Below are 19,372 nucleotides of genomic sequence, written 5' to 3' on the forward strand. Positions count from 1 at the left end.
GGTCCGAGGTGGAAGCGTGGCGACACGTGGAGCTGACGGATACTAATCGATCGAGGGCTTAACCTAGAAAAGTGGAGGACCCCCGCCGATCGGCGAAACGCGCTGGAGGGCCTGCGAGGAGGCTATGCCGCCATAGCAGGACCGAAGCGTCGCGAGCCGATGGCGGCCGGAGCTAGACAGTGTGATACGCGGCTTCTTCCGACGGTTATCTAGTTTTGAAGGAATGAGTTCCTTCTTGACAGGAATTGATTTTCTGGTATAATGATTGATGAAAAACGGAATCGCTTGCCTAGTGGTGATAGCGGAGGGGAAACACCCGTTCCCATCCCGAACACGGAAGTTAAGCCCTCCAGCGCCGATGGTAGTTGGGGCCAGCGCCCCTGCAAGAGTAGGTCGCTGCTAGGCAATTGAAGGCAGCTCATTGCACACAATAAGCAATGAGCTGCTTTTGTTTTTACAGGAACGTGAGAAATCAAGGTAACGTATCTTTTCAACTACTATTTTCAACTGCTAGCAGTATAGAACGGTAGAAATGGGGGAAACATAGAGGATGGGAGGTGGAGAGTGTGAGAGCGTCGGCGGCAGGCGGAAATCAGCGTGAGGCGGTTTGCCTTGTATGTGAACAGGAAAAAAAGGAAGGCATTTTTCTTTTCGGCCATTTTCTTTGTCTAGATTGCAACAAGGCGATCGTACAGACGGATCCCGATGATCCGAATTATTCATTTTATGTGCAGCAGCTGCGAAAAATGTTCATATCGAAAATTTATTCATAACAAGGGCCTGTTTTGTGTATCAGGCCTATTTTTCTTGTATGGGCGTACTAGACTTGTTACTATTATTCTTAGTATTCACCCTCGTTCCTCTTTGGCGAGAACGGTTTCTTCTTGAGAAAACGGTGCCTTGGTCGGTCATTTTCAGCTAGCATAGAGAACAAAACGTGGTCGCGAACGTTTTTTGAGAAAAGTACGGCCGCTCTTGTTTTCTTCTAAGAAGTGTCCCTGTTGATCAAAGCGGGGGACGGGAAAGATGATGCATTTCATGTTTTTAGATGAAAAGGAAGAGGTTGATGATGGATCAGTCACGAACGCCTTTATATGATGCCCTCATGCATCATTGGACACAGCGTCCGGTTTCCTTCCATGTGCCGGGCCATAAATATGGGACGGTGTTCTCAAAAAAAGCGAAGACTATGTTTCTGCCGTTATTGGCATTGGATGCTACGGAGATTGCTGGACTTGATGATTTGCATCATCCGGAGTCGGTCATTGCCGAGGCGCAGGCGTTAGCAGCTGAGCTGTATGGCGCCCGGGAGACGTTTTTTCTTGTGAACGGATCAACGGCAGGAAATTTGGCTATGATCGCCGCTGTATGTCGGGAAAAGGGACAGAAAGTGATTGTGCAACGCAACTGCCATAAGTCGATTATGCATGCGCTGCAACTGATGGGAGCGACTCCAGTTCTTCTTTCACCGGAAGTTGACACCCATGTGCGTGTCGCCTCCCACGTTCGCACCGATCGCATCAAAGAAGCGTTGGCGTTGCATAGCGATGCGGTTGCCATTGTGCTGACCAACCCGAATTACTATGGAATGGCCGTTGATTTGACAGAGATTGTCCGTTTGGCTCATGAACGGGGCATTCCTGTACTGGTGGATGAGGCTCATGGCGCCCACTTTGTCGCCGGTTGCCCGTTTCCTAAACCAGCGTTGGCATGCGGCGCTGATATCGTCGTACAATCGGCGCACAAAACGCTGCCCGCCATGACGATGGGGGCTTTTTTGCACGTGAACAGTGAACAGGTTGATATCGAGCGGTTGAAATATTTTTTGCAACTGTTTCAGTCAAGCAGCCCGTCCTATCCGATTATGGCGTCGCTTGACTTAGCGCGAAACTATGTGGCGGAACTTACGAAAGACGATGTGGCGGCGATCGTTGCTGAAGTGGAAGAATTGAAGGCTGTCATAGATGACATCGATGGAGTGGCCGTGGTGTCATCGCAGCAGTCTGGCGTGCAGACCGATTTGTTAAAGGTGACGGTGCAGACGCGCTGTCGGTTGACAGGGTATGAACTGCAGCAACAGCTCGAGCGTCAAGGAGTGTTTGCCGAGCTGGCTGATCCGTTCAATGTGTTGCTTGTTTGTCCGTTGGCGGCGACAGGGCGTCTTCGTGAAGCAGCAGAACGAATGAAGCGGGCATGGCGGCAATTGCCTACAGGCGAGGAGCCGACGTTTGGTTCGTTCATGTTGTCCGATTCGCCATTGTCAAGTGTCGTTTCGTACGAGAAATTGCGTCATGCACGGAAAAAGGCGGTGTCTTTAGAGGAAGCGGAAGGGCGTGTGGCGGCGGAAACGGTAATCCCATACCCTCCGGGGGTGCCGCTCGTTTGGATTGGGGAGCGGGTCGGTTCGATCCATATTGCGCGAATTCGTGAACTTCTCCGCCATCGAGCGCATTGGCAAGGAGGAAGCCAGCTCCGGGAAGGGAAGCTCGTTGTATACGAATGGGAAGGGTAGAAAGGAGGCGACGACGATGAACGGATGCTTTTTTTCGTTTGAAGGGCCGGAGGGGGCCGGGAAAACGACGATAATCAGCAAACTCGAACGGTTTTTGCGGGAGCAGGGCAGGGCCGTCTTAACAACGAGAGAGCCTGGAGGGGTCCGCATCGCTGAGGCGATTCGTTCGCTCATTTTAAACCGCGAGTACACGGAAATGGATGGGCGCACGGAGGCACTGTTGTATGCAGCAGCGAGAAGGCAGCACTTGCTGGAAAGGATTGTTCCGGCGCTTGAAGCCGGGTGCATCGTTCTTTGCGACCGGTTCGTTGACAGCTCTCTTGCTTACCAAGGATTTGCCCGCGGTCTTGGCATCGAAGAAGTATGGAAAATCAACGAGTTTGCCATTGACGGGCATATGCCGGACTTGACGATTTACTTTGATCTTGATCCGCGCATTGGACTCGAGCGAATTCGACACAATGCGAGAGAGGTCAATCGGCTTGATCTTGAGGCGTTGTCTTTCCATGATAAAGTAAGGGAAGGGTATCGGCGGTTGGTTGAGCGATTTGCCGATCGGATTGTTGTTATTGATGCGAGCCGCTCGCTTGATGATGTTTTCGCTGAAACGGCAGCAGTGGTGCTCGCTCGCCTGAAAGGAAGATGAAAGCGTGATTTCCATGAATCCGGCCGTGATGATGATGAGCGGACATGATAGAATAGAAAGTGAAAAAGGGGAAAAGAGTGATGACGATGCGGTGGGAACAGTTAGCGAAGCGGCAGCCGGTCGTGGCGAAAATGCTGCAAAGTGGGCTTGAAAAGGGACGGATTTCCCATGCCTATCTGTTTGAAGGGCGGCGAGGGACAGGAAAAAAAGCGGCGAGCCTCCTGCTGGCCAAAAGTTTGTTTTGCCTGTCCCCGTCTGGCGTCTTTCCATGTTTTCAATGCCGCAACTGCCGTCGCATCGATTCAGGCAATCATCCGGATGTGCGGGTGATCAGTCCGGATGGGGAAACGATCAAAAAAGAGCAAATTGAATGGCTGCAGCGAGAGTTTACAAAAACGGCGGTCGAGTCGGATAAAAAAATGTACATTGTGGAGCACGCTGAACAAATGACGACAAGCGCCGCCAACAGCCTGCTAAAGTTTTTGGAGGAACCGCATCCGGGAACGGTGGCGGTGTTGCTGACCGAACAATATCACCGCCTGCTGGAAACGGTGATTTCCCGTTGCCAAGTGTTTTCGTTTCGGCCGTTGCCGCCATCGGAACTCGCCGATCAGCTTGTCGGCGAGGGGGTGCCGTTGCCGTTGGCATTGCTTGCTGCCCATTTGACAAACAGCGATGACGAGGCGTTGGCGCTCAGCCAAGATCGTTGGTTTGCCGAGGCTCGAACAGTAGTGCTACAATTATACGAGATGCTCAGCAAACCGGAGCTACAGCTGCTGTTTTTTGTGAATGACCGCTGGATTCCGCATTTTTCCGAAAAACATCAGCTTGACTTGGGACTTCAGTTGCTTTTCTATCTGTATCGCGATTTGTTGCATATCCAGGCCGGACAGACGGACGGCTTGTTATACAGCGACCAACTTGAACGTTTGCAGCAATGGGCGCTCACTTGCCCGCAGCGTCGGATTTTGGACGGCATGGAAGCCATTTTGCAAGCGAAGGCGCGTTTCCATACAACGAATATGAGCACGGTGCTGCTTGTCGAGCAGCTCGCTCTTCAATTAAAGCGGTAAAGGAGGGAGAACGGTTGTATACAGTCGTCGGCATCCGTTTTAAAAAAGCGGGGAAAATTTATTATTTTGATCCAGGCGATTTTGTCATTCCCGTCGGCGAATTTGTCATTGTTGAAACGGCTCGCGGGATTGAGTATGGCAAAGTCGTTATCGCCAATAAACAAGTCGATGAAAACGATATTGTGCTGCCGCTTAAAAAGGTGATTCGTGTCGCGAATGAAAAAGACAAATGGATCGTGGAAGAAAATAAAAAGGCGGCGCGGCAAGCGTATGATATTTGCTTGCGCAAAGTGGAAGAGCATGGGCTGGAAATGAAGCTTGTCGATGTGGAATACACGTTTGACCGCAATAAAGTGATTTTCTACTTCACAGCAGACGGACGGGTTGATTTTCGCGAGCTGGTGAAAGATTTGGCATCGATTTTCCGCACGCGCATCGAATTGCGGCAAATCGGGGTGCGCGATGAAGCGAAAATGCTCGGCGGCATCGGACCGTGCGGCCGCATGCTTTGCTGCTCGACATTTCTTGGCGATTTTGAGCCGGTGTCGATCAAAATGGCCAAAGACCAAAACTTGTCGCTCAATCCGACGAAAATTTCCGGATTGTGCGGACGGTTGATGTGTTGTTTGAAATACGAGAGCGAAGAGTATGAAACGGCGAAAGAACAGCTCCCGGATTTAGGGGAATACGTCGAGACACCGTACGGGTTTGGCAAAGTGGTCGGTTTGAACATTCTAGAGCGGGTGCTGCAAATCGAACTGCCGGAACACGGCCGGGTTGTTGAGTATACGCTGGATGAGTTGATGAAGAACGGAACGCTGTCCATTCGAGCGGCAGATTAAGTTGGGGTGGGGCTAGGTGGAAAAAGTAGATAAACAGGAAGTGTTTCAATCGGTAACGAACATGGAAGAGCAGCTCAGCCATTTTTACCGCGAGCTTGTGCAGTTGAAACAACGGGTTGCGGAGCTGTTGGAGGAAAACCATCAGCTCCAGATCGAAAATGCCCATTTGCGCCGGCGCCTCGAAGAGCTGTCGGAGGCGTGGGAAGAGGGAAGGCGGAAAGGGGCGAAACATGGCAAAAAGTTGATCGACATCGGTGAAGGATATGACAATTTAGCTCGCCTTTACCAAGAGGGGTTCCACATTTGCCATGTCCATTATGGAAGTGTCCGCACAGATGGTGATTGTTTGTTTTGTTTGTCGTTTTTAAACAAAAAATAAAAGCAACGCCATCCTTTCCGCTTTGGAAAGGTTATTTTTTCAATGGAGGAAGATGTATGACGGTGGAACTGCGCGAAGATGAACGGCTCGATTATTTGTTCAATGAGGAGCTCCGCATCATTCAAAGTCCATCCGTATTTTCCTTCTCCCTTGATGCCGTCCTGCTCGCCCATTTTGTCTATATGCCGATTCAAAAGGGAGAGATTGTCGATTTATGTACTGGCAATGGGGTCATTCCGTTGTTGTTGAGCCGGAGAACAAAAGGGACGATCATCGGCATGGAAATCCAAGAACGGCTTTGCGACATGGCGAGGCGAAGCGTGCGGTACAACGGGCTGGAAGATCGCATTCGCATCATTCATGGCGACATTAAAGAGGCGCCGTCACGCATCGGTTACAGCCGATATGATGTTGTTACGTGCAATCCGCCGTATTTTCCGATGGTCGGCAAAGATGAGCTCAGCAAAAATGAACATATGGCCATTGCTCGCCACGAAACTTATTGTACATTGGAAGACGTCGTTCGTATCAGCAGCCAGTTGTTGAAGCAAGGCGGCAAGGCGGCATTCGTCCATCGACCGGGGCGTCTCCTTGATTTGGTGACGTTGATGCGCCAATACCGGCTGGAACCGAAGAGGCTTCGTTTTGTTTATCCCAAAGCCGGGAAAGAGGCCAACATGATTTTAATCGAAGGAACGAAAGATGCGAGTCCGGATGTAAAGGTGCTGCCACCGCTGGTCGTTTACGGCGAGGATAATGAATATACTGAGGAGATCAAGGGGATCTTATCCGGCATCATTTCGTAACCGGGCTCGATTGACAGGCGGTCTTTCATCACGATGGTAAAGGGGCGGAACAGAATGCTTTGGCGACAAACCAGTTTTGCCGAATCGCCAAAACGGGGAACGCTGTATGTCGTTCCGACGCCGATCGGCAATTTGGAAGATATGACGTTTCGTGCGGTACGAACGCTGCGGGAGGTGGATGTGATCGCTGCGGAGGACACGAGGCAGACGAAAAAGCTACTCGCCCATTTCGACATTCATACGCCGCTTGTGAGCTATCATGAGCATAATAAGTACGCCAGCGGCCGGCAGCTTGTCGAATGGTTGAAAGAAGGAAAAACGGTCGCGTTGGTGAGCGATGCGGGCATGCCGGGTATTTCCGACCCGGGGTATGAGCTGATCGCGGCGGCGCTCGCTGAGCGCTGTTCCGTTGTTCCGCTTCCCGGCCCCAATGCAGCTTTGACCGCATTGGTCGCCTCCGGGCTGCCGACGGACCGCTTTTTGTTCGTCGGCTTTTTGGGGCGGACAAAAAAAGAGAAGCGGGAACAGCTGCAGTCGTTACAGGCGGCGACGGAGACGCTTATTTTTTATGAAGCCCCTCATCGCTTGAAGGAAACGCTTGCCCTGATGTACGAAATGTTTGGCGAGCGGCGCATCGCCATTGGCCGTGAGCTGACGAAACGGTTTGAAGAGTTTATTCGCGGCGATTTGAGCGAGGCAGTTGCTTGGGTGGAGACGGCGGACATTCGCGGGGAATTTTGTTTGATCGTGGAGGGAGGAACGGGCGAAAAAGAGGAGGGCCAAGCCGGGGAAGCGTGGTGGCAGCCGCTTTCGCTTGTCGAACATGTCGATTATTATATTCGCGAACATCGCCTCTCTCTCAAGGAAGCGGTCAAACAAGCGGCCGATGACCGAAATATGTCGAAACGTGACGTTTACCAAACCTATCACCAACAGCGAGAAAAAAAAGAGTTTCTCTGAAACCAGAGAAACTCTTACCTTATTCTTCTTTGCCAGCGGCCGTTTCCAATTGTTGTTGGATTTCTTGCAGCAAAATTTCTGCGCCTTCGCGGCTCAAAATGATCTTTCCGCCAGCCAGTTTAAAGTTGTCGTCCGACACTTCTCCTGTGACCACACACGTCATGTTTGGTTTGTATTTTTTCAAGATGATGCGGTCATCGTCAACGTAAATTTCCAAGGCGTCTTTTTCGTTAATATCCAAGGTGCGGCGCAGTTCAATCGGAATGACGACACGACCCAACTCATCCACTTTACGCACAATTCCTGTCGATTTCATTGTCTCGGTTCTCCTCTCCAAATAGAATAGTTTTGTCGTTTATTCGTCAATATTCGACAAGTTCCTACACCCTAATCATATCAGTGTTTCCATTAAGCGTCAATCCTTTAATATGTAAAATTTAAAAAAAATGTATTTTGTTATTTCAAAAAAAGATTTGCTGATCGGGGAAAGCGCGTTTTCTGAGGCGGATTGGCATCGGCCCTGATCGTGTCGACAATGGGAAAAGAAGATTGTCCGCGAATTTGGGCGTTATCCATCTCGGAGCCGCCAAAAAGAGAACGAATGATGCTGGTTGCAAAAATCTTATCTTTATATAATAAATTCAGGGGGTGATGATAGAAAATAGGACGGTATTTTGGAGCGCTCGGGTATATTTTTTTCGTCAAGGAGAAATAGATGTTTTTGTAGCAATGAAAAAATTATGTAAAATAGAAGTAACGCCGCTCCCGTCGCCGGACGGGGGTTTTTGTGCTCAACAGTACGAGGGAGGGCCTGTTGATGGAGAAAAAGACGTTTTACTTGACAACGCCGATTTATTACCCAAGCGATCGCTTGCATATCGGGCATGCGTATACGACGGTGGCGGGGGACGCGATGGCGCGCTATAAGCGGATGCGCGGATACGATGTCATGTATTTGACCGGCACCGATGAGCACGGGCAAAAAATTCAGCGCAAGGCGGAGGAAAAAGGAGTGACGCCGCAGCAATACGTTGATGAAATCGTCGCCGGCATTCAGGAGCTATGGAAAAAACTTGATATTTCCTATGACGATTTCATCCGGACAACGCAGGAGCGGCATAAAAAAGTAGTGGAAGCCATTTTTGCCCGCCTTGTCGAACAAGGCGATATTTATTTGGGCGAGTATGAAGGCTGGTACTGCACCCCGTGCGAATCGTTTTACACCGAGCGGCAGCTTGTCGACGGCAACTGCCCGGACTGTGGCCGTCCGGTTGAAAAAGTGAAAGAGCAGTCGTACTTTTTCCGGATGAGCAAATACGTCGACCGCTTGCTTCAATATTACGAGGAAAATCCGGACTTTATCCAGCCAGAGTCGCGGAAAAACGAGATGATCAACAACTTTATTAAGCCGGGGCTTGAAGATTTGGCTGTGTCGCGGACAACGTTTGATTGGGGCATTCAAGTGCCCGGCGATCCGAAGCATGTGATTTACGTCTGGATCGATGCGCTCGCCAACTACATCACCGCGCTTGGCTATGGTACGGACGATGACGAGAAGTTCCGCAAATATTGGCCGGCCGATGTTCATTTGGTCGGCAAAGAGATCGTTCGTTTCCATACGATTTATTGGCCGATTATGTTGATGGCGCTCGGCTTGCCGCTGCCGAAAAAAGTGTTCGGCCATGGCTGGCTGCTCATGAAAGACGGAAAAATGTCGAAATCGAAAGGCAATGTCGTTGACCCAGTGACGCTCATTGACCGGTATGGGCTCGATGCGCTCCGCTATTATTTGCTGCGGGAAGTGCCGTTCGGTTCGGACGGTGTATTCACCCCGGAAGGATTCGTTGAGCGCATCAACTACGATTTGGCCAATGACCTAGGCAATTTATTGCATCGCACTGTCGCGATGATTGAAAAATATTTCGCCGGGACCATTCCGCCGTACCGCGGGCCGAAGACGCCGTTTGACGAAGAGCTGACGCAAACGGCGCGTGAGGTGGTTCGACAATATGAAGAGGCGATGGAGCGGATGGAGTTTTCGGTGGCTCTTGCTTGCGTTTGGCAGCTGATCGGTCGCACGAACAAATACATTGATGAAACGCAACCGTGGGCATTGGCCAAAGATGAAAGCAAACGGGAAGAGCTCGCTTCCGTCATGGCTCACCTCGCGGAGTCGCTCCGCCATACGGCCGTTTTGTTGCAACCGTTTTTGACGCGCACGCCGGAGCGTCTGCTTGCTCAGCTTGGCATCCATGACCGTTCATTGAAAGAATGGGACAGCCTGTACGATTTCGGCCTCATCCCGGAAGGAACGAAGGTGCAAAAAGGTGAGCCGCTCTTCCCGCGCTTGGACATTGAGGCGGAAGTCGAGTACATTAAGGCGCATATGCAAGGCGGCAAACCGGCCGGTGAACCGGCCAAAGCGGAAACGCCAACCGCTGAGACCGCTGAAATTTCCATCGATGAGTTTGCCAAAGTCGACTTGCGCGTGGCCGAAGTCGTGCGCGCCGAACGGATGAAAAACGCCGACAAGCTGCTGAAGCTCGAGCTGGATCTTGGCGGTGAGAAACGGCAAGTGATCTCCGGCATCGCGGAATTTTACAAGCCAGAAGAACTCGTCGGTAAAAAGGTCATTTGTGTCGCTAATTTAAAACCGGCCAAACTGCGCGGCGAATGGTCGGAAGGAATGATTTTGGCCGGCGGCAGCGGCGCGGAGTTTTCCTTGGCGACGGTTGACCGCCATGTTCCAAACGGAACGAAAATAAAGTGATGGCTGGGGGGTGTCGCGCCTGACACCTCCTTGTCGTTGTTTTGTAATGGAAATGTTAATGAATTGTGACGTATGTAACCAATTTCTATGCTACACTTAACATCAAAGTGGAAAAGAGGGTCATCGTATGCTTTTTGACACGCATGCCCATTTGAATGCGGTCCAGTACAAGGAAGATGTCGAACAAGTCATCGAACGCGCCCGCGCTGAAGGGGTTTCCCATATCGTCGTCGTTGGGTTTGACCGGCCGACGATTGCCCGAGCGATCGAGCTGGCTGAACAGCATTCGTTTATTTACGCGGCGGTCGGCTGGCACCCGGTGGATGCGATCGATATGACGGATGACGATTTGCAGATGATTGAACAGCTGGCGGCCCATCCGAAAGTGGTGGCGCTCGGCGAGATGGGGCTCGATTACCATTGGGATCGCTCGCCGAAAGACGTGCAGAAGGATGTGTTTCGCCGGCAAATTCGTCTGGCCAAAAGAGTGAAATTGCCGATCATCATCCATAACCGCGAAGCGACAGCGGATATTTTAGATATTTTGCAGGAGGAAAACGCCGCCGAAGTCGGCGGGATCATGCACTGTTTCAGCGGCAGCGTTGAAGTGGCGAAGCGGTGCTTGGACATGAATTTTCTCATTTCCCTTGGCGGACCGGTCACGTTTAAAAACGCGAAAAAACCGAAGGAAGTGGCAAAGGAAATCCCGCTCAGCCATTTGCTGATCGAGACCGATTGCCCATATTTAACGCCTCACCCTTTCCGCGGCAAACGGAATGAGCCGAGCTATGTCAAATACGTCGCCGAAGCCATCGCCGAAATCAAAGGTGTTTCCTTTGACGAAGTAGCAGAAACAACGGCGGAAAATGCCAAAAAATTGTTCGCCATAGACCGATAAAATAAGGCATCGAATGTTGGGGAGGCTTGTCAAAAAAGAAGGAAAAAGGAATCCGTTCGACATATTCAGCCAAGATGGAACAACGGCGTGTCGACAAGTCTTCCTTCCTTTTTCACTGAATTTTCTGCATAATAGAGTATGCTCGCGCGTACATGTTAGAGGGAGAGGGGAATTTCAGGAGGAAAAGGAGGCGTTTCGTCTGATGTTGCCGAACGGGAGGAAATGGCTGGACTTATGGAGGAAAAACGTGACGGTCACAGCGGGAGGATTTCTCGCCATCTCCGCGACAACAGGAGTGGCCAGCTATGAGATGGCCAAAGATGATGTGGCACTGACCGCCAATGGGGAAAAGCGGGAGATTCGCACGCATGCGCAAACGGTGAAGGAGCTGCTTGCTGAGCAGCACATTGAACCGCGCAAGGAGGATTACGTTTATCCATCGCTCGATACACCGATCACTGACGATTTGCACATTATTTGGGAAGCGAGCAAGGAAGTAACGTTGGCGGTCAATGGGGAAAAGAAAACGATTTGGACGACGGCCGATACGGTCGCGGAGCTGCTCCGTTTGCAGCACGTGACGGTCGGTCCGCATGACAAAATTACGCCGTCGCTCTCAGCCAAAATTAAAAAAGGCATGAAGATCGGCGTTGAAAAAGCGTTCCCCGTCCGCATTGATGTCGGCGGCAAACAGCAGCAGGCATGGACCACTTCGACTACGGTCGCTGACTTTTTGAAGCAGCAAGGAATTCAGCTAGGGCAACTCGATCGCATCGAACCCTCCTTGCAGGAAACGGTCAGAGAGCCAATGACCATTCGCATTGTTCGGGTCAAAAAAGTCACCGATGTAGTGGAAGAGCCGATTGATTTTGCCGTGGTGACAAAGCGGGACGATTCGCTGCCAAAAGGAGAGCGGCGCGTCATTGCACTTGGGGAGGAAGGCAAAGTGCAAAAAACGTACGAGGTAACGTTGGAAAATGGAAAGGAAACGGCGCGCCGGCTGGTTGCTGCCAGAACGGTAAAAGAAAGCAAGGCGCGCATCATCGCCATCGGCACGAAAGCCATGCCCCCACGGTGGACGTTATCCGACCGGCCATCCTCGCGCGGCGCGGATGATACCGCTGCGAAGGAGTTTTACGTCACCGCCACCGCCTATACCGCCTATTGCGAAGGATGTTCAGGCATCACAAGCACAGGCGTCAACCTGCGACAAAATCCTTCCGCCAAAGTGATTGCAGTCGACCCGTCCATCATCCCCCTCGGGTCGAAAGTATACGTGGAAGGATACGGATACGCCATTGCCGCTGACACCGGTTCTGGCATCCGTGGATACAAAATCGATGTGTTTTTCCCGGATCGGTCGGATGCGTTTCGTTGGGGCAGAAAACGCGTGAAAATACGGGTATTGCCATAAGACGGGCTGGGGCACAGCGGAGGGGTTTTTCCCCTCTGCTTTTTTTCGTTATAATGGCATTGTGCCAAGACGCCGCGCGCCTTGCTGCTTCTAATGAATTAGACGGTTGATGTGGAAAAAAGTTTCGATGGAATTGAAAAAATAAACATCAAGGAAGAACAAGCAGCGGCGCATTCTATTGCTTATTTTACCGGAAAGGAGGCCGTGCAGAAATAGGAAAAAGCTCTTATTCCAAGGTTTTTCACCAACGATCGATCTGGGCATCCGCAAGGACACATCATCCGCCCTTACGCCGAATCTAGAAGGCCGGTGAGTTAGTGCAAAACGCACTGATTCCATTTGTTTCTCAATTAGAGAAACATTGCAGAATCAGTTTTCTTTTCTAAATGAACATACCGCCGATTCGCGTGTGACAGCGGTTTTTCGCCGCCCTTCTAGAAGGCTGGTGCGTTGTGGTGATGAACCTTATTCCGTCGTTTCTGCCATGATTATGATGAAAGTGAAAGAAGTGATTGTCGTAGAAGGAAAAGATGATACGGCGGCCATTCGGCGCGCCGTTGACGCCGATACGATTGAAACCAATGGGGCGGCCATCGGTGCGGACGTGATTGAGCGGATCAGGCTGGCGAAAGAACGCCGCGGCGTGATTATTTTTACCGATCCCGATTTCCCGGGTGAAAAAATTCGCCGCACGATTGCCGAGCAGGTGCCGGGGTGCAAGCACGCGTTTTTGCCGCGCGAGGCGGCGAAAGCGAAAAACGGGAAAGGGATAGGGGTGGAACACGCGTCCCCTGACGATATCCGGCGGGCGCTGGCCAACGTGTATGAGGAAGCAGCGGATTGGAAAGAAGAAATTACGTTCACTGAACTGGTCGAAGCGGGATTGGTCGGCGGCAATATGGCACGCCGGCGTCGGCAGCGTCTTGGGGAGGAGCTGAAAATCGGCTATGCGAACGGTCGGCAGTTTCATAAGCGGCTCCGAGTGTTTCGCATTTCCCGGGCCGCTTTCTATGACGCGCTGGCACAAGTCATACAGGAGGAGGCAGGCGATGCATAAAGATATTGCCACACCGGGGCGAACAAAAGCGATTTTGGAGCGGTATCGCGTTTCGCTGAAAAAGAGTCTCGGGCAAAACTTCTTGATTGACGCAAACATTTTGCGAAAGATTGTCGATGCGGCTGGCGTTTCCAGCGACACGGGCGCCATTGAAATCGGGCCGGGCATCGGGGCGCTCACCGAACAGTTGGCGCGGCGGGCGAAAAAAGTGATTGCCTTTGAAATTGATGGCCGCTTATTGCCGATTTTGGCCGACACGTTGTCCCCTTATCAAAATGTGCGCATCATTCATCAAGATGTGCTGAAGGCGGATTTGCACGCGGTGATCGCGGAACAATTGGCCGATGTCAGCGATCGAATGGTCGTCGCCAACTTGCCATATTATGTGACGACGCCGATTCTCATGAAGTTGCTCAGCGAACGGCTGCCGATCCGCGGCATGGTTTTGATGATGCAAAAGGAAGTCGCTGACCGGCTTGCCGCCAAGCCAGGAACGAAAGATTACGGTTCGCTGACGATTGCCGTGCAGTATTACACCGAGGCGGAAGTTGTGATGACGGTGCCGCGCACGGTTTTTATGCCGCAGCCGAACGTCGATTCCGCCGTCATCCGCCTGACGAAGCGGTCTGCCCCTCCTGTTGACGTCTCCGACGAAGAGACGTTTTTTCAAGTGGTGCGGGCCAGCTTCGCCCAACGCCGCAAAACGTTGTTCAACAATTTAGTGAACAATTTGCCGGGTGGGAAAGAGAAAAAAGGGCTCATTGAACAGGCGCTTGTCGCTGCAGGCATTGACCCGCGCCGCCGGGGCGAAACGCTCGACATGGCGGAGTTCGCCTCATTGAGCAACGAACTGGCGCCCCTTTTTGCCTAAAAGGTTGGTGAAAAACCGCTGTTTGCTTTGATCGATGATGGGGCGCGCGAACATAGAGGTTGAGGCAACAAGTTTTTTTACTTGAGAAACGATTCGGAGAAGCGGTTGCGCGATTCAATCATCAGCCTTCTAAAAGCAGTTCGTTCCCGATTTGGGCCCGCCCATCGTTTTGCCCTTGCCTTCGTTGGGTGCCGTTAGGCTGGCGCCCGATAGAAGTGCGCGGCTATCACCTATTGTCCGTCCTTGCATATCGTATGGATGACAACGATCATGCATTGGAGTGAGCGGGGATGGACGTCATTCAAATCGGCGATATTGTTGCGCGCAAGTCTTATCAATGCGATGTATTGTTTCGGGTCATCGATATTAAAGAAAAAAACGGCGAACGAGAAGCGATTTTGTATGGCGAAGATGTCCGCCTTGTTGCTGACGCGCCGTGCAGCGATCTCGTTGTGATCGACGAGCGGGAGCAGCAAGAACGCAAAAAACGGGAACGGGAATGGATTGAACAGTCTTACCGTTTGTTTCGCCAAGACTATCAAGCGATGAAGCAAAAAGTGGAGTATCGGGCAACGGGTGGATACCGGGTGGAGAAAGATTTTTTTCAAATTCCAGGGCGCGTTCTCCATTTGGACGGTGACCCGTTATATTTGCGCAAATGTTTAGATTTATACGAGCGGATTGGGGTGCCGGTGCATGGCGTTTACTGCGAGGAGAGCGAAATGCCGGAGGCGGTGGGCCATCTGATTGAGCAGTTTCGCCCGGATATTTTGGTCATCACCGGCCATGATTCATATTCGAAATCAAAAGGGGGCGTAAACGATTTAAAAGCCTACCGCCATTCGCGCCATTTTGTGCAAACCGTCAAAGAAGCGCGCAAAAAAATTCCCCACTTGGACCAGCTGATTATTTTTGCCGGAGCCTGCCAGTCCCACTTTGAGTCGCTCATCCGGGCTGGTGCCAATTTCGCCAGTTCGCCGGCAAGGGTGAACATTCACGCCCTTGATCCGGTCTATATTGTTTCACGGCTTAGTTTGACGCCGTTTACAGAGACCGTCGATGTATGGGATGTGCTTCGCAACACGTTGACCGGGGAGAAGGGGCTGGGAGGTGTTGAAACGAAAGGCGTTCTTCGCACCGGCATGCCGTTTCGCCTTATTGCGAATCGCGAGGAAAACCGCCACGGTTGATGGGCGGTTTTTTCTATCTTTTGTCGCATTTTTTTACAAAAAGTTCCATGAGGTACATAAAAAGAAGGATATTGTAGAAAAATATGCATTGACAGAAACAAAAACACACTGATATAATCATTATTTTTTGACTTTCAGGACCAATTTTGTTATAATTGCAACCAGTGAGGTGGATGACGAATGCCAAAAACTTTATCCGATATTAAAAAAACGCTGGATTCTAATATCGGGAAACGGTTGACGCTGCGGGCCAACGGCGGACGCAGAAAAATGATTGAGCGTTGCGGCATTTTGGCGGAAACATACCCATCGGTATTTGTCATTGAACTGGATCAAAAAGAAAACTCGTTTGAACGGGTCTCGTTTAGTTACGCTGATGTATTGACAGAGACAGTCAAGTTGACGTTTTGGGATGACGAGCAAGCAGGGGGGCAGTAGACAACGTTTGTTTGCTGCTTTTTGTTTTGCCGCGGAAAAAGCGCGGTTCGGCCTAGAAGGCTGCGTTCGATCGGGGAGAAATCACAACGAATGAAATGATGACGCTGCCACGTTTTTCGGTTTGGGAAACACTGTCGAAGAGCAGTATTTCCCCTTACATCACCGCCCTCTTAGAAGGCGGGGGAAAAACCATTCGCTTCATTGACGCGAAATCGCAACGAACGAATGGACGACGTTGTCACGTTGACGCTGTTGAAGCGCAGCGGGTTCCCCTGCCATTGCCAGACATAAAGCGACCCTCTTCTTTTCATACTAAAACTGCCGCAGAAAGCCGTCTTTTTCTCAGCCGTAGGAAATCAGCTGACGAGTTCGCCTGAGGATTGCGAAACATTTCGTGCCATTGCGCCACTGAACGGAGAAAGGGGTTGCTGACATTGGGTCGACGCCGTGGAGTGATGTCGCAACGCTTAAAGGAAGAGCTGGCGAAAGAGCTAGGCTTTTATGATGTCGTGCAGCGCGAAGGATGGGGCGCCATCCGTGCGAAAGACGCAGGAAACATGGTGAAATTGGCAATTGAACGGGCGGAACGTCAGCTGGCTGGAAAAACGGAATAGCATCGGCGGCGGGCTGCGGCGGGGGTGTCCCCAATCAAAGGGGCGCCCTTTTTTTGCATACATAAAATTATGATTTGGCGGCGTCGTCAAGACGTGGTAATATGGTAAAATGGATTGACGGAAAAAGTCGGGGCGGGTGTGGCTCGCAGAGGGTTTAGGTCCATTGGTGAATGCGCGTGGAAGTAGGTGAAGATGGAGTGGGATTGTCGATCAAGGCGCCGGCGAAAATCAATTTATCGCTTGATGTTCTATATAAACGGCCGGACGGCTATCATGAAGTGAAAATGGTGATGACGACGATCGATTTGGCCGATCGCATCGAGCTCATTCCGCTGCCCGGGGAAGATGTCATTCGCATCGTTTCCCAAAACCGTTTTGTGCCGGATGATTGCCGCAACTTGGCGTATCAAGCGGCTAAACTTCTGAAGGAGACGTTTTCGATTCGCGAAGGCGTGGCCATTTCGATTACAAAACATATTCCGGTCGCGGCCGGTTTAGCTGGGGGGAGCAGCGACGCTGCCGCGACGTTGCGCGGGCTGAATAAGCTTTGGAGGCTCGGGCTGACGACGCGCGAACTGGCGGAGCTTGGGGCAACCATCGGCTCGGATGTCGCTTTTTGTGTTTACGGTGGAACAGCTGTGGCGACAGGACGCGGGGAAATCATCACCCCGATTCCGTCTCCGCCGCCGTGCTGGGTCGTATTGGCCAAGCCTCCGATCGGCGTGTCAACGGCGGAAGTGTATCGAAACCTAGAGCTTGAGCATGTCGTTCATCCGGATGTCGACGCGATGGTGGAGGCGATTAAGCGGCAAGATTACGCGGCGATTTGCCGATCGGTCGGCAATGTCCTTGAAGAAGTGACATTAAAAAAATATCCGGAAGTCGCGCATATTAAAGAGCAAATGAAGCGCTTTGGCGCCGATGCCGTGTTGATGAGCGGAAGCGGGCCAACGGTGTTCGGCCTGATTGAACACGATTCCAGAATGCAGCGTGTATACAACGCGTTGCGCGGCTTTTGCGATCAAGTATTTGCCGTAAGACTGCTCGGTGAACGGCATTCCCTTGATTAAAAACGTACATTTTTGTTAAAATGTATTTATAATATTCGGTTTCGGGAGGTCGGCTATGAAGCTAAGGCGAAGCGGCCGTTTAGTGGATATGACGCATTATCTTCTTGAACGGCCCCATCAGCTCATTCCGCTGACGTTTTTTGCGGAGCGATACGAATCGGCCAAATCATCGATCAGTGAAGATTTAACGATCATTAAACAGACGTTCGAGCAGCAGGGAGTCGGAACGGTCCGGACGCTGCCCGGCGCCGCTGGCGGGGTACAGTATATTCCGAAAATGGCCGCCGAGGAAGCGGACGAGGTGGTTGCCTATTTATGCGGGCAGTTGTCGCGCCCAGATCGGCTCCTCCCCGGGGGATACTTGTATATGACGGACATTCTTGGCGACCCAAGGATTATGAATAAAATCGGCCGCCTTTATGCATCGATTTTCGCCGACCGTCCGGTAGATGTCGTCATGACGATCGCCACCAACGGCATTCCGCTCGCCTACGCCGTCGCCCATTTTTTGTACGTGCCTGTTGTCATCGTCCGCCATGATAATAAAGCAACGGAAGGACCGATGGTGAGCATCAACTATGTATCCGGTTCGTCCAAACGCATCCAAACGATGGTTTTGTCGAAGCGGAGTTTGGCGGAGGGGGCGAACGTGCTCATCATCGACGACTTTATGAAGGCCGGAGGCACCATCAACGGCATGATCAGCTTGTTGCAGGAGTTTCGCGGAAATGTGTCCGGCATCGGTGTGCTCGTCGAATCGGAAGAGGCAAAGGAGCGGTTGGTGGACGAGTACATTTCGCTCGTCAAATTGTCCGAGGTGGATGTGAAGGAAAAGCGCATCGCCGTCAAAGAAGGCAACTACAAATCCTTTGTTTGATCGATCTTATCATCCAAAACAAGAAAGGGGAACAAACGATGAAAAAAGTCGAAACGACAAAAGCGCCACAAGCGATTGGCCCTTATTCGCAAGGCATCATCGTTAACAATATGTTTTACAGCTCAGGGCAAATCCCGCTTACCCCGGAAGGTGAAATGGTAAAAGGCGATATTCAAGCGCAGACGCATCAAGTGTTTCAAAACTTGAAAGCCGTTCTCGAGGCAGCGGGCGCGTCGCTCGATACCGTTGTCAAGACAACCGTATTTTTGAAAAGCATGGACGATTTTGCGGCCATGAACGAAGTTTACAGCCAATACTTCCCGAATCACAAACCGGCGCGTTCGTGCGTGGAAGTCGCTCGTCTGCCGAAAGACGCCCTTGTTGAAATTGAAGTCGTCGCCCTTGTTCGCTAACGAAATGGTCACCACTTTTTCCCTGTGAAAATTTTATAAAAAATTTTTCGAAAAAGCAGGAAAAGGCTCGGATGCGTGGAATTTAATACACCGAGTCTCATATCGGGAAAAGGTGGTGAGCAGATATGGAAGTGACAGACGTAAGATTACGCCGCGTCAATACCGAAGGTCGGATGAAAGCGATCGCTTCCATCACGTTGGACAATGAATTTGTCGTCCATGACATCCGCGTGATTGACGGAAACAATGGGCTGTTCGTTGCCATGCCGAGCAAGCGCACTCCGGATGGGGAGTTCCGCGATATCGCACATCCGATCAATTCCGCTACGCGCGGAAAAATCCAAGAGGCGATTCTTGCTGAATACCACCGCCTCGGGAAGATGGAAGAAGAACTTGAAGAAGCGGGCGCTTCGTAAACATATGAGAGGGAGCTGAGGTGAAATTCACCAAGCTCTCTATTTTTTTGGCAACCGCATTGTTTCCTTGAAAAGTGAGGCCGATTCATATATATTCAATTATGGATAAAAGGGTAATTGGAGGCC

General features: G+C 51.2%; 21 protein-coding genes and 1 rRNA gene. 21 read left to right on the top strand and 1 reads right to left on the bottom strand.

Going from position 1 to position 19,372, the window contains the following annotated elements:
• Positions 1-288 precede the first annotated feature (288 nt).
• The 9 genes from rrf to rsmI all read left to right on the top strand — a co-directional run bounded on the left by rrf (position 289) and on the right by rsmI (position 7,218).
• Positions 289-405, top strand: a 5S ribosomal RNA gene (gene rrf, locus B4113_RS08170).
• Positions 406-566: 161 nt separating this feature from the next.
• Entirely contained in the window at positions 567-773 is a 207-nt protein-coding gene (locus B4113_RS08175; RefSeq protein ID WP_033017933.1) for a sigma factor G inhibitor Gin, read from the top strand.
• A gap of 296 nt (positions 774-1,069) precedes the next feature.
• The gene (locus tag B4113_RS08180) at positions 1,070-2,512 is read left to right on the top strand and encodes an aminotransferase class I/II-fold pyridoxal phosphate-dependent enzyme (protein WP_033017934.1); all 1,443 of its coding nucleotides are present in this window, start codon (positions 1,070-1,072) and stop codon (positions 2,510-2,512) included.
• Positions 2,513-2,528: 16 nt separating this feature from the next.
• The gene (tmk, locus tag B4113_RS08185) at positions 2,529-3,158 is read left to right on the top strand and encodes a dTMP kinase (RefSeq protein ID WP_033017936.1); all 630 of its coding nucleotides are present in this window, start codon (positions 2,529-2,531) and stop codon (positions 3,156-3,158) included.
• Positions 3,159-3,238: 80 nt separating this feature from the next.
• Positions 3,239-4,231, top strand: a complete 993-nt coding sequence (holB, locus tag B4113_RS08190) for a DNA polymerase III subunit delta' (RefSeq protein WP_033017938.1) — start codon at positions 3,239-3,241, stop codon at positions 4,229-4,231.
• A 14-nt stretch (positions 4,232-4,245) separates the two neighbouring features.
• On the top strand, positions 4,246-5,073 hold the full coding sequence (locus B4113_RS08195) for a stage 0 sporulation family protein (protein WP_033017940.1): 828 nt from the start codon (positions 4,246-4,248) through the stop codon (positions 5,071-5,073).
• A 61-nt stretch (positions 5,074-5,134) separates the two neighbouring features.
• Entirely contained in the window at positions 5,135-5,452 is a 318-nt protein-coding gene (gene yabA / locus B4113_RS08200; protein WP_051962785.1) for a DNA replication initiation control protein YabA, read from the top strand.
• Between the two features lie 56 nt (positions 5,453-5,508).
• Entirely contained in the window at positions 5,509-6,258 is a 750-nt protein-coding gene (locus B4113_RS08205) for a tRNA1(Val) (adenine(37)-N6)-methyltransferase (RefSeq protein WP_033017942.1), read from the top strand.
• 54 nt (positions 6,259-6,312) lie between these two features.
• Positions 6,313-7,218 (top strand): 16S rRNA (cytidine(1402)-2'-O)-methyltransferase, encoded by a 906-nt coding sequence (gene rsmI / locus B4113_RS08210; RefSeq protein WP_033017943.1) that lies wholly within the window; start codon positions 6,313-6,315, stop codon positions 7,216-7,218.
• Positions 7,219-7,237: 19 nt separating this feature from the next.
• On the opposite strand, the gene B4113_RS08215 is transcribed toward rsmI, so the two are convergent.
• A complete protein-coding gene (locus tag B4113_RS08215; RefSeq protein WP_033017948.1) occupies positions 7,238-7,534 on the bottom strand; it encodes an AbrB/MazE/SpoVT family DNA-binding domain-containing protein in 297 nt (98 codons plus the stop codon).
• Positions 7,535-8,035: 501 nt separating this feature from the next.
• Here B4113_RS08215 and metG point away from each other — a divergent pair.
• The 12 genes from metG (at position 8,036) to spoVG (ending at position 19,246) form a co-directional block, all read left to right on the top strand.
• Positions 8,036-9,988 (top strand): methionine--tRNA ligase, encoded by a 1,953-nt coding sequence (gene metG / locus B4113_RS08220; RefSeq protein WP_033842740.1) that lies wholly within the window; start codon positions 8,036-8,038, stop codon positions 9,986-9,988.
• A 127-nt stretch (positions 9,989-10,115) separates the two neighbouring features.
• Complete coding sequence (locus B4113_RS08225; protein WP_033842739.1) at positions 10,116-10,886, top strand: TatD family hydrolase; 771 nt, start codon at positions 10,116-10,118, stop codon at positions 10,884-10,886.
• Between the two features lie 202 nt (positions 10,887-11,088).
• Positions 11,089-12,300, top strand: coding sequence for a G5 and 3D domain-containing protein (locus tag B4113_RS08230; protein WP_033842738.1), 1,212 nt, complete (start codon positions 11,089-11,091; stop codon positions 12,298-12,300).
• Between the two features lie 493 nt (positions 12,301-12,793).
• Complete coding sequence (gene rnmV, locus B4113_RS08235; protein ID WP_033022423.1) at positions 12,794-13,357, top strand: ribonuclease M5; 564 nt, start codon at positions 12,794-12,796, stop codon at positions 13,355-13,357.
• Positions 13,350-14,228: a 16S rRNA (adenine(1518)-N(6)/adenine(1519)-N(6))-dimethyltransferase RsmA gene (gene rsmA, locus B4113_RS08240; RefSeq protein ID WP_033022410.1), complete on the top strand. Its 879-nt coding sequence runs from the start codon at positions 13,350-13,352 to the stop codon at positions 14,226-14,228. The genes rnmV and rsmA overlap by 8 nt, the downstream gene beginning before the upstream one ends.
• 290 nt (positions 14,229-14,518) lie before the next feature.
• Positions 14,519-15,418: a sporulation peptidase YabG gene (gene yabG / locus B4113_RS08245; RefSeq protein WP_033842737.1), complete on the top strand. Its 900-nt coding sequence runs from the start codon at positions 14,519-14,521 to the stop codon at positions 15,416-15,418.
• Positions 15,419-15,598: 180 nt separating this feature from the next.
• Positions 15,599-15,856, top strand: coding sequence for a biofilm formation stimulator Veg (gene veg / locus B4113_RS08250; protein WP_011229553.1), 258 nt, complete (start codon positions 15,599-15,601; stop codon positions 15,854-15,856).
• 434 nt (positions 15,857-16,290) lie between these two features.
• On the top strand, positions 16,291-16,470 hold the full coding sequence (locus B4113_RS08255) for a small, acid-soluble spore protein, alpha/beta type (RefSeq protein ID WP_165570950.1): 180 nt from the start codon (positions 16,291-16,293) through the stop codon (positions 16,468-16,470).
• Between the two features lie 197 nt (positions 16,471-16,667).
• A complete protein-coding gene (gene ispE, locus B4113_RS08260) occupies positions 16,668-17,540 on the top strand; it encodes a 4-(cytidine 5'-diphospho)-2-C-methyl-D-erythritol kinase (RefSeq protein ID WP_033022404.1) in 873 nt (290 codons plus the stop codon).
• A 55-nt stretch (positions 17,541-17,595) separates the two neighbouring features.
• A complete protein-coding gene (purR, locus tag B4113_RS08265) occupies positions 17,596-18,417 on the top strand; it encodes a pur operon repressor (protein WP_033842736.1) in 822 nt (273 codons plus the stop codon).
• A gap of 38 nt (positions 18,418-18,455) precedes the next feature.
• The gene (locus B4113_RS08270) at positions 18,456-18,830 is read left to right on the top strand and encodes a RidA family protein (RefSeq protein ID WP_033842734.1); all 375 of its coding nucleotides are present in this window, start codon (positions 18,456-18,458) and stop codon (positions 18,828-18,830) included.
• A 125-nt stretch (positions 18,831-18,955) separates the two neighbouring features.
• Positions 18,956-19,246, top strand: a complete 291-nt coding sequence (spoVG, locus tag B4113_RS08275) for a septation regulator SpoVG (protein WP_033022394.1) — start codon at positions 18,956-18,958, stop codon at positions 19,244-19,246.
• Positions 19,247-19,372 lie beyond the last annotated feature (126 nt).

It is taken from the genome of Geobacillus sp. B4113_201601 (genome assembly GCF_001587475.1).
GTDB lineage: Bacteria > Bacillota > Bacilli > Bacillales > Anoxybacillaceae > Geobacillus > Geobacillus icigianus.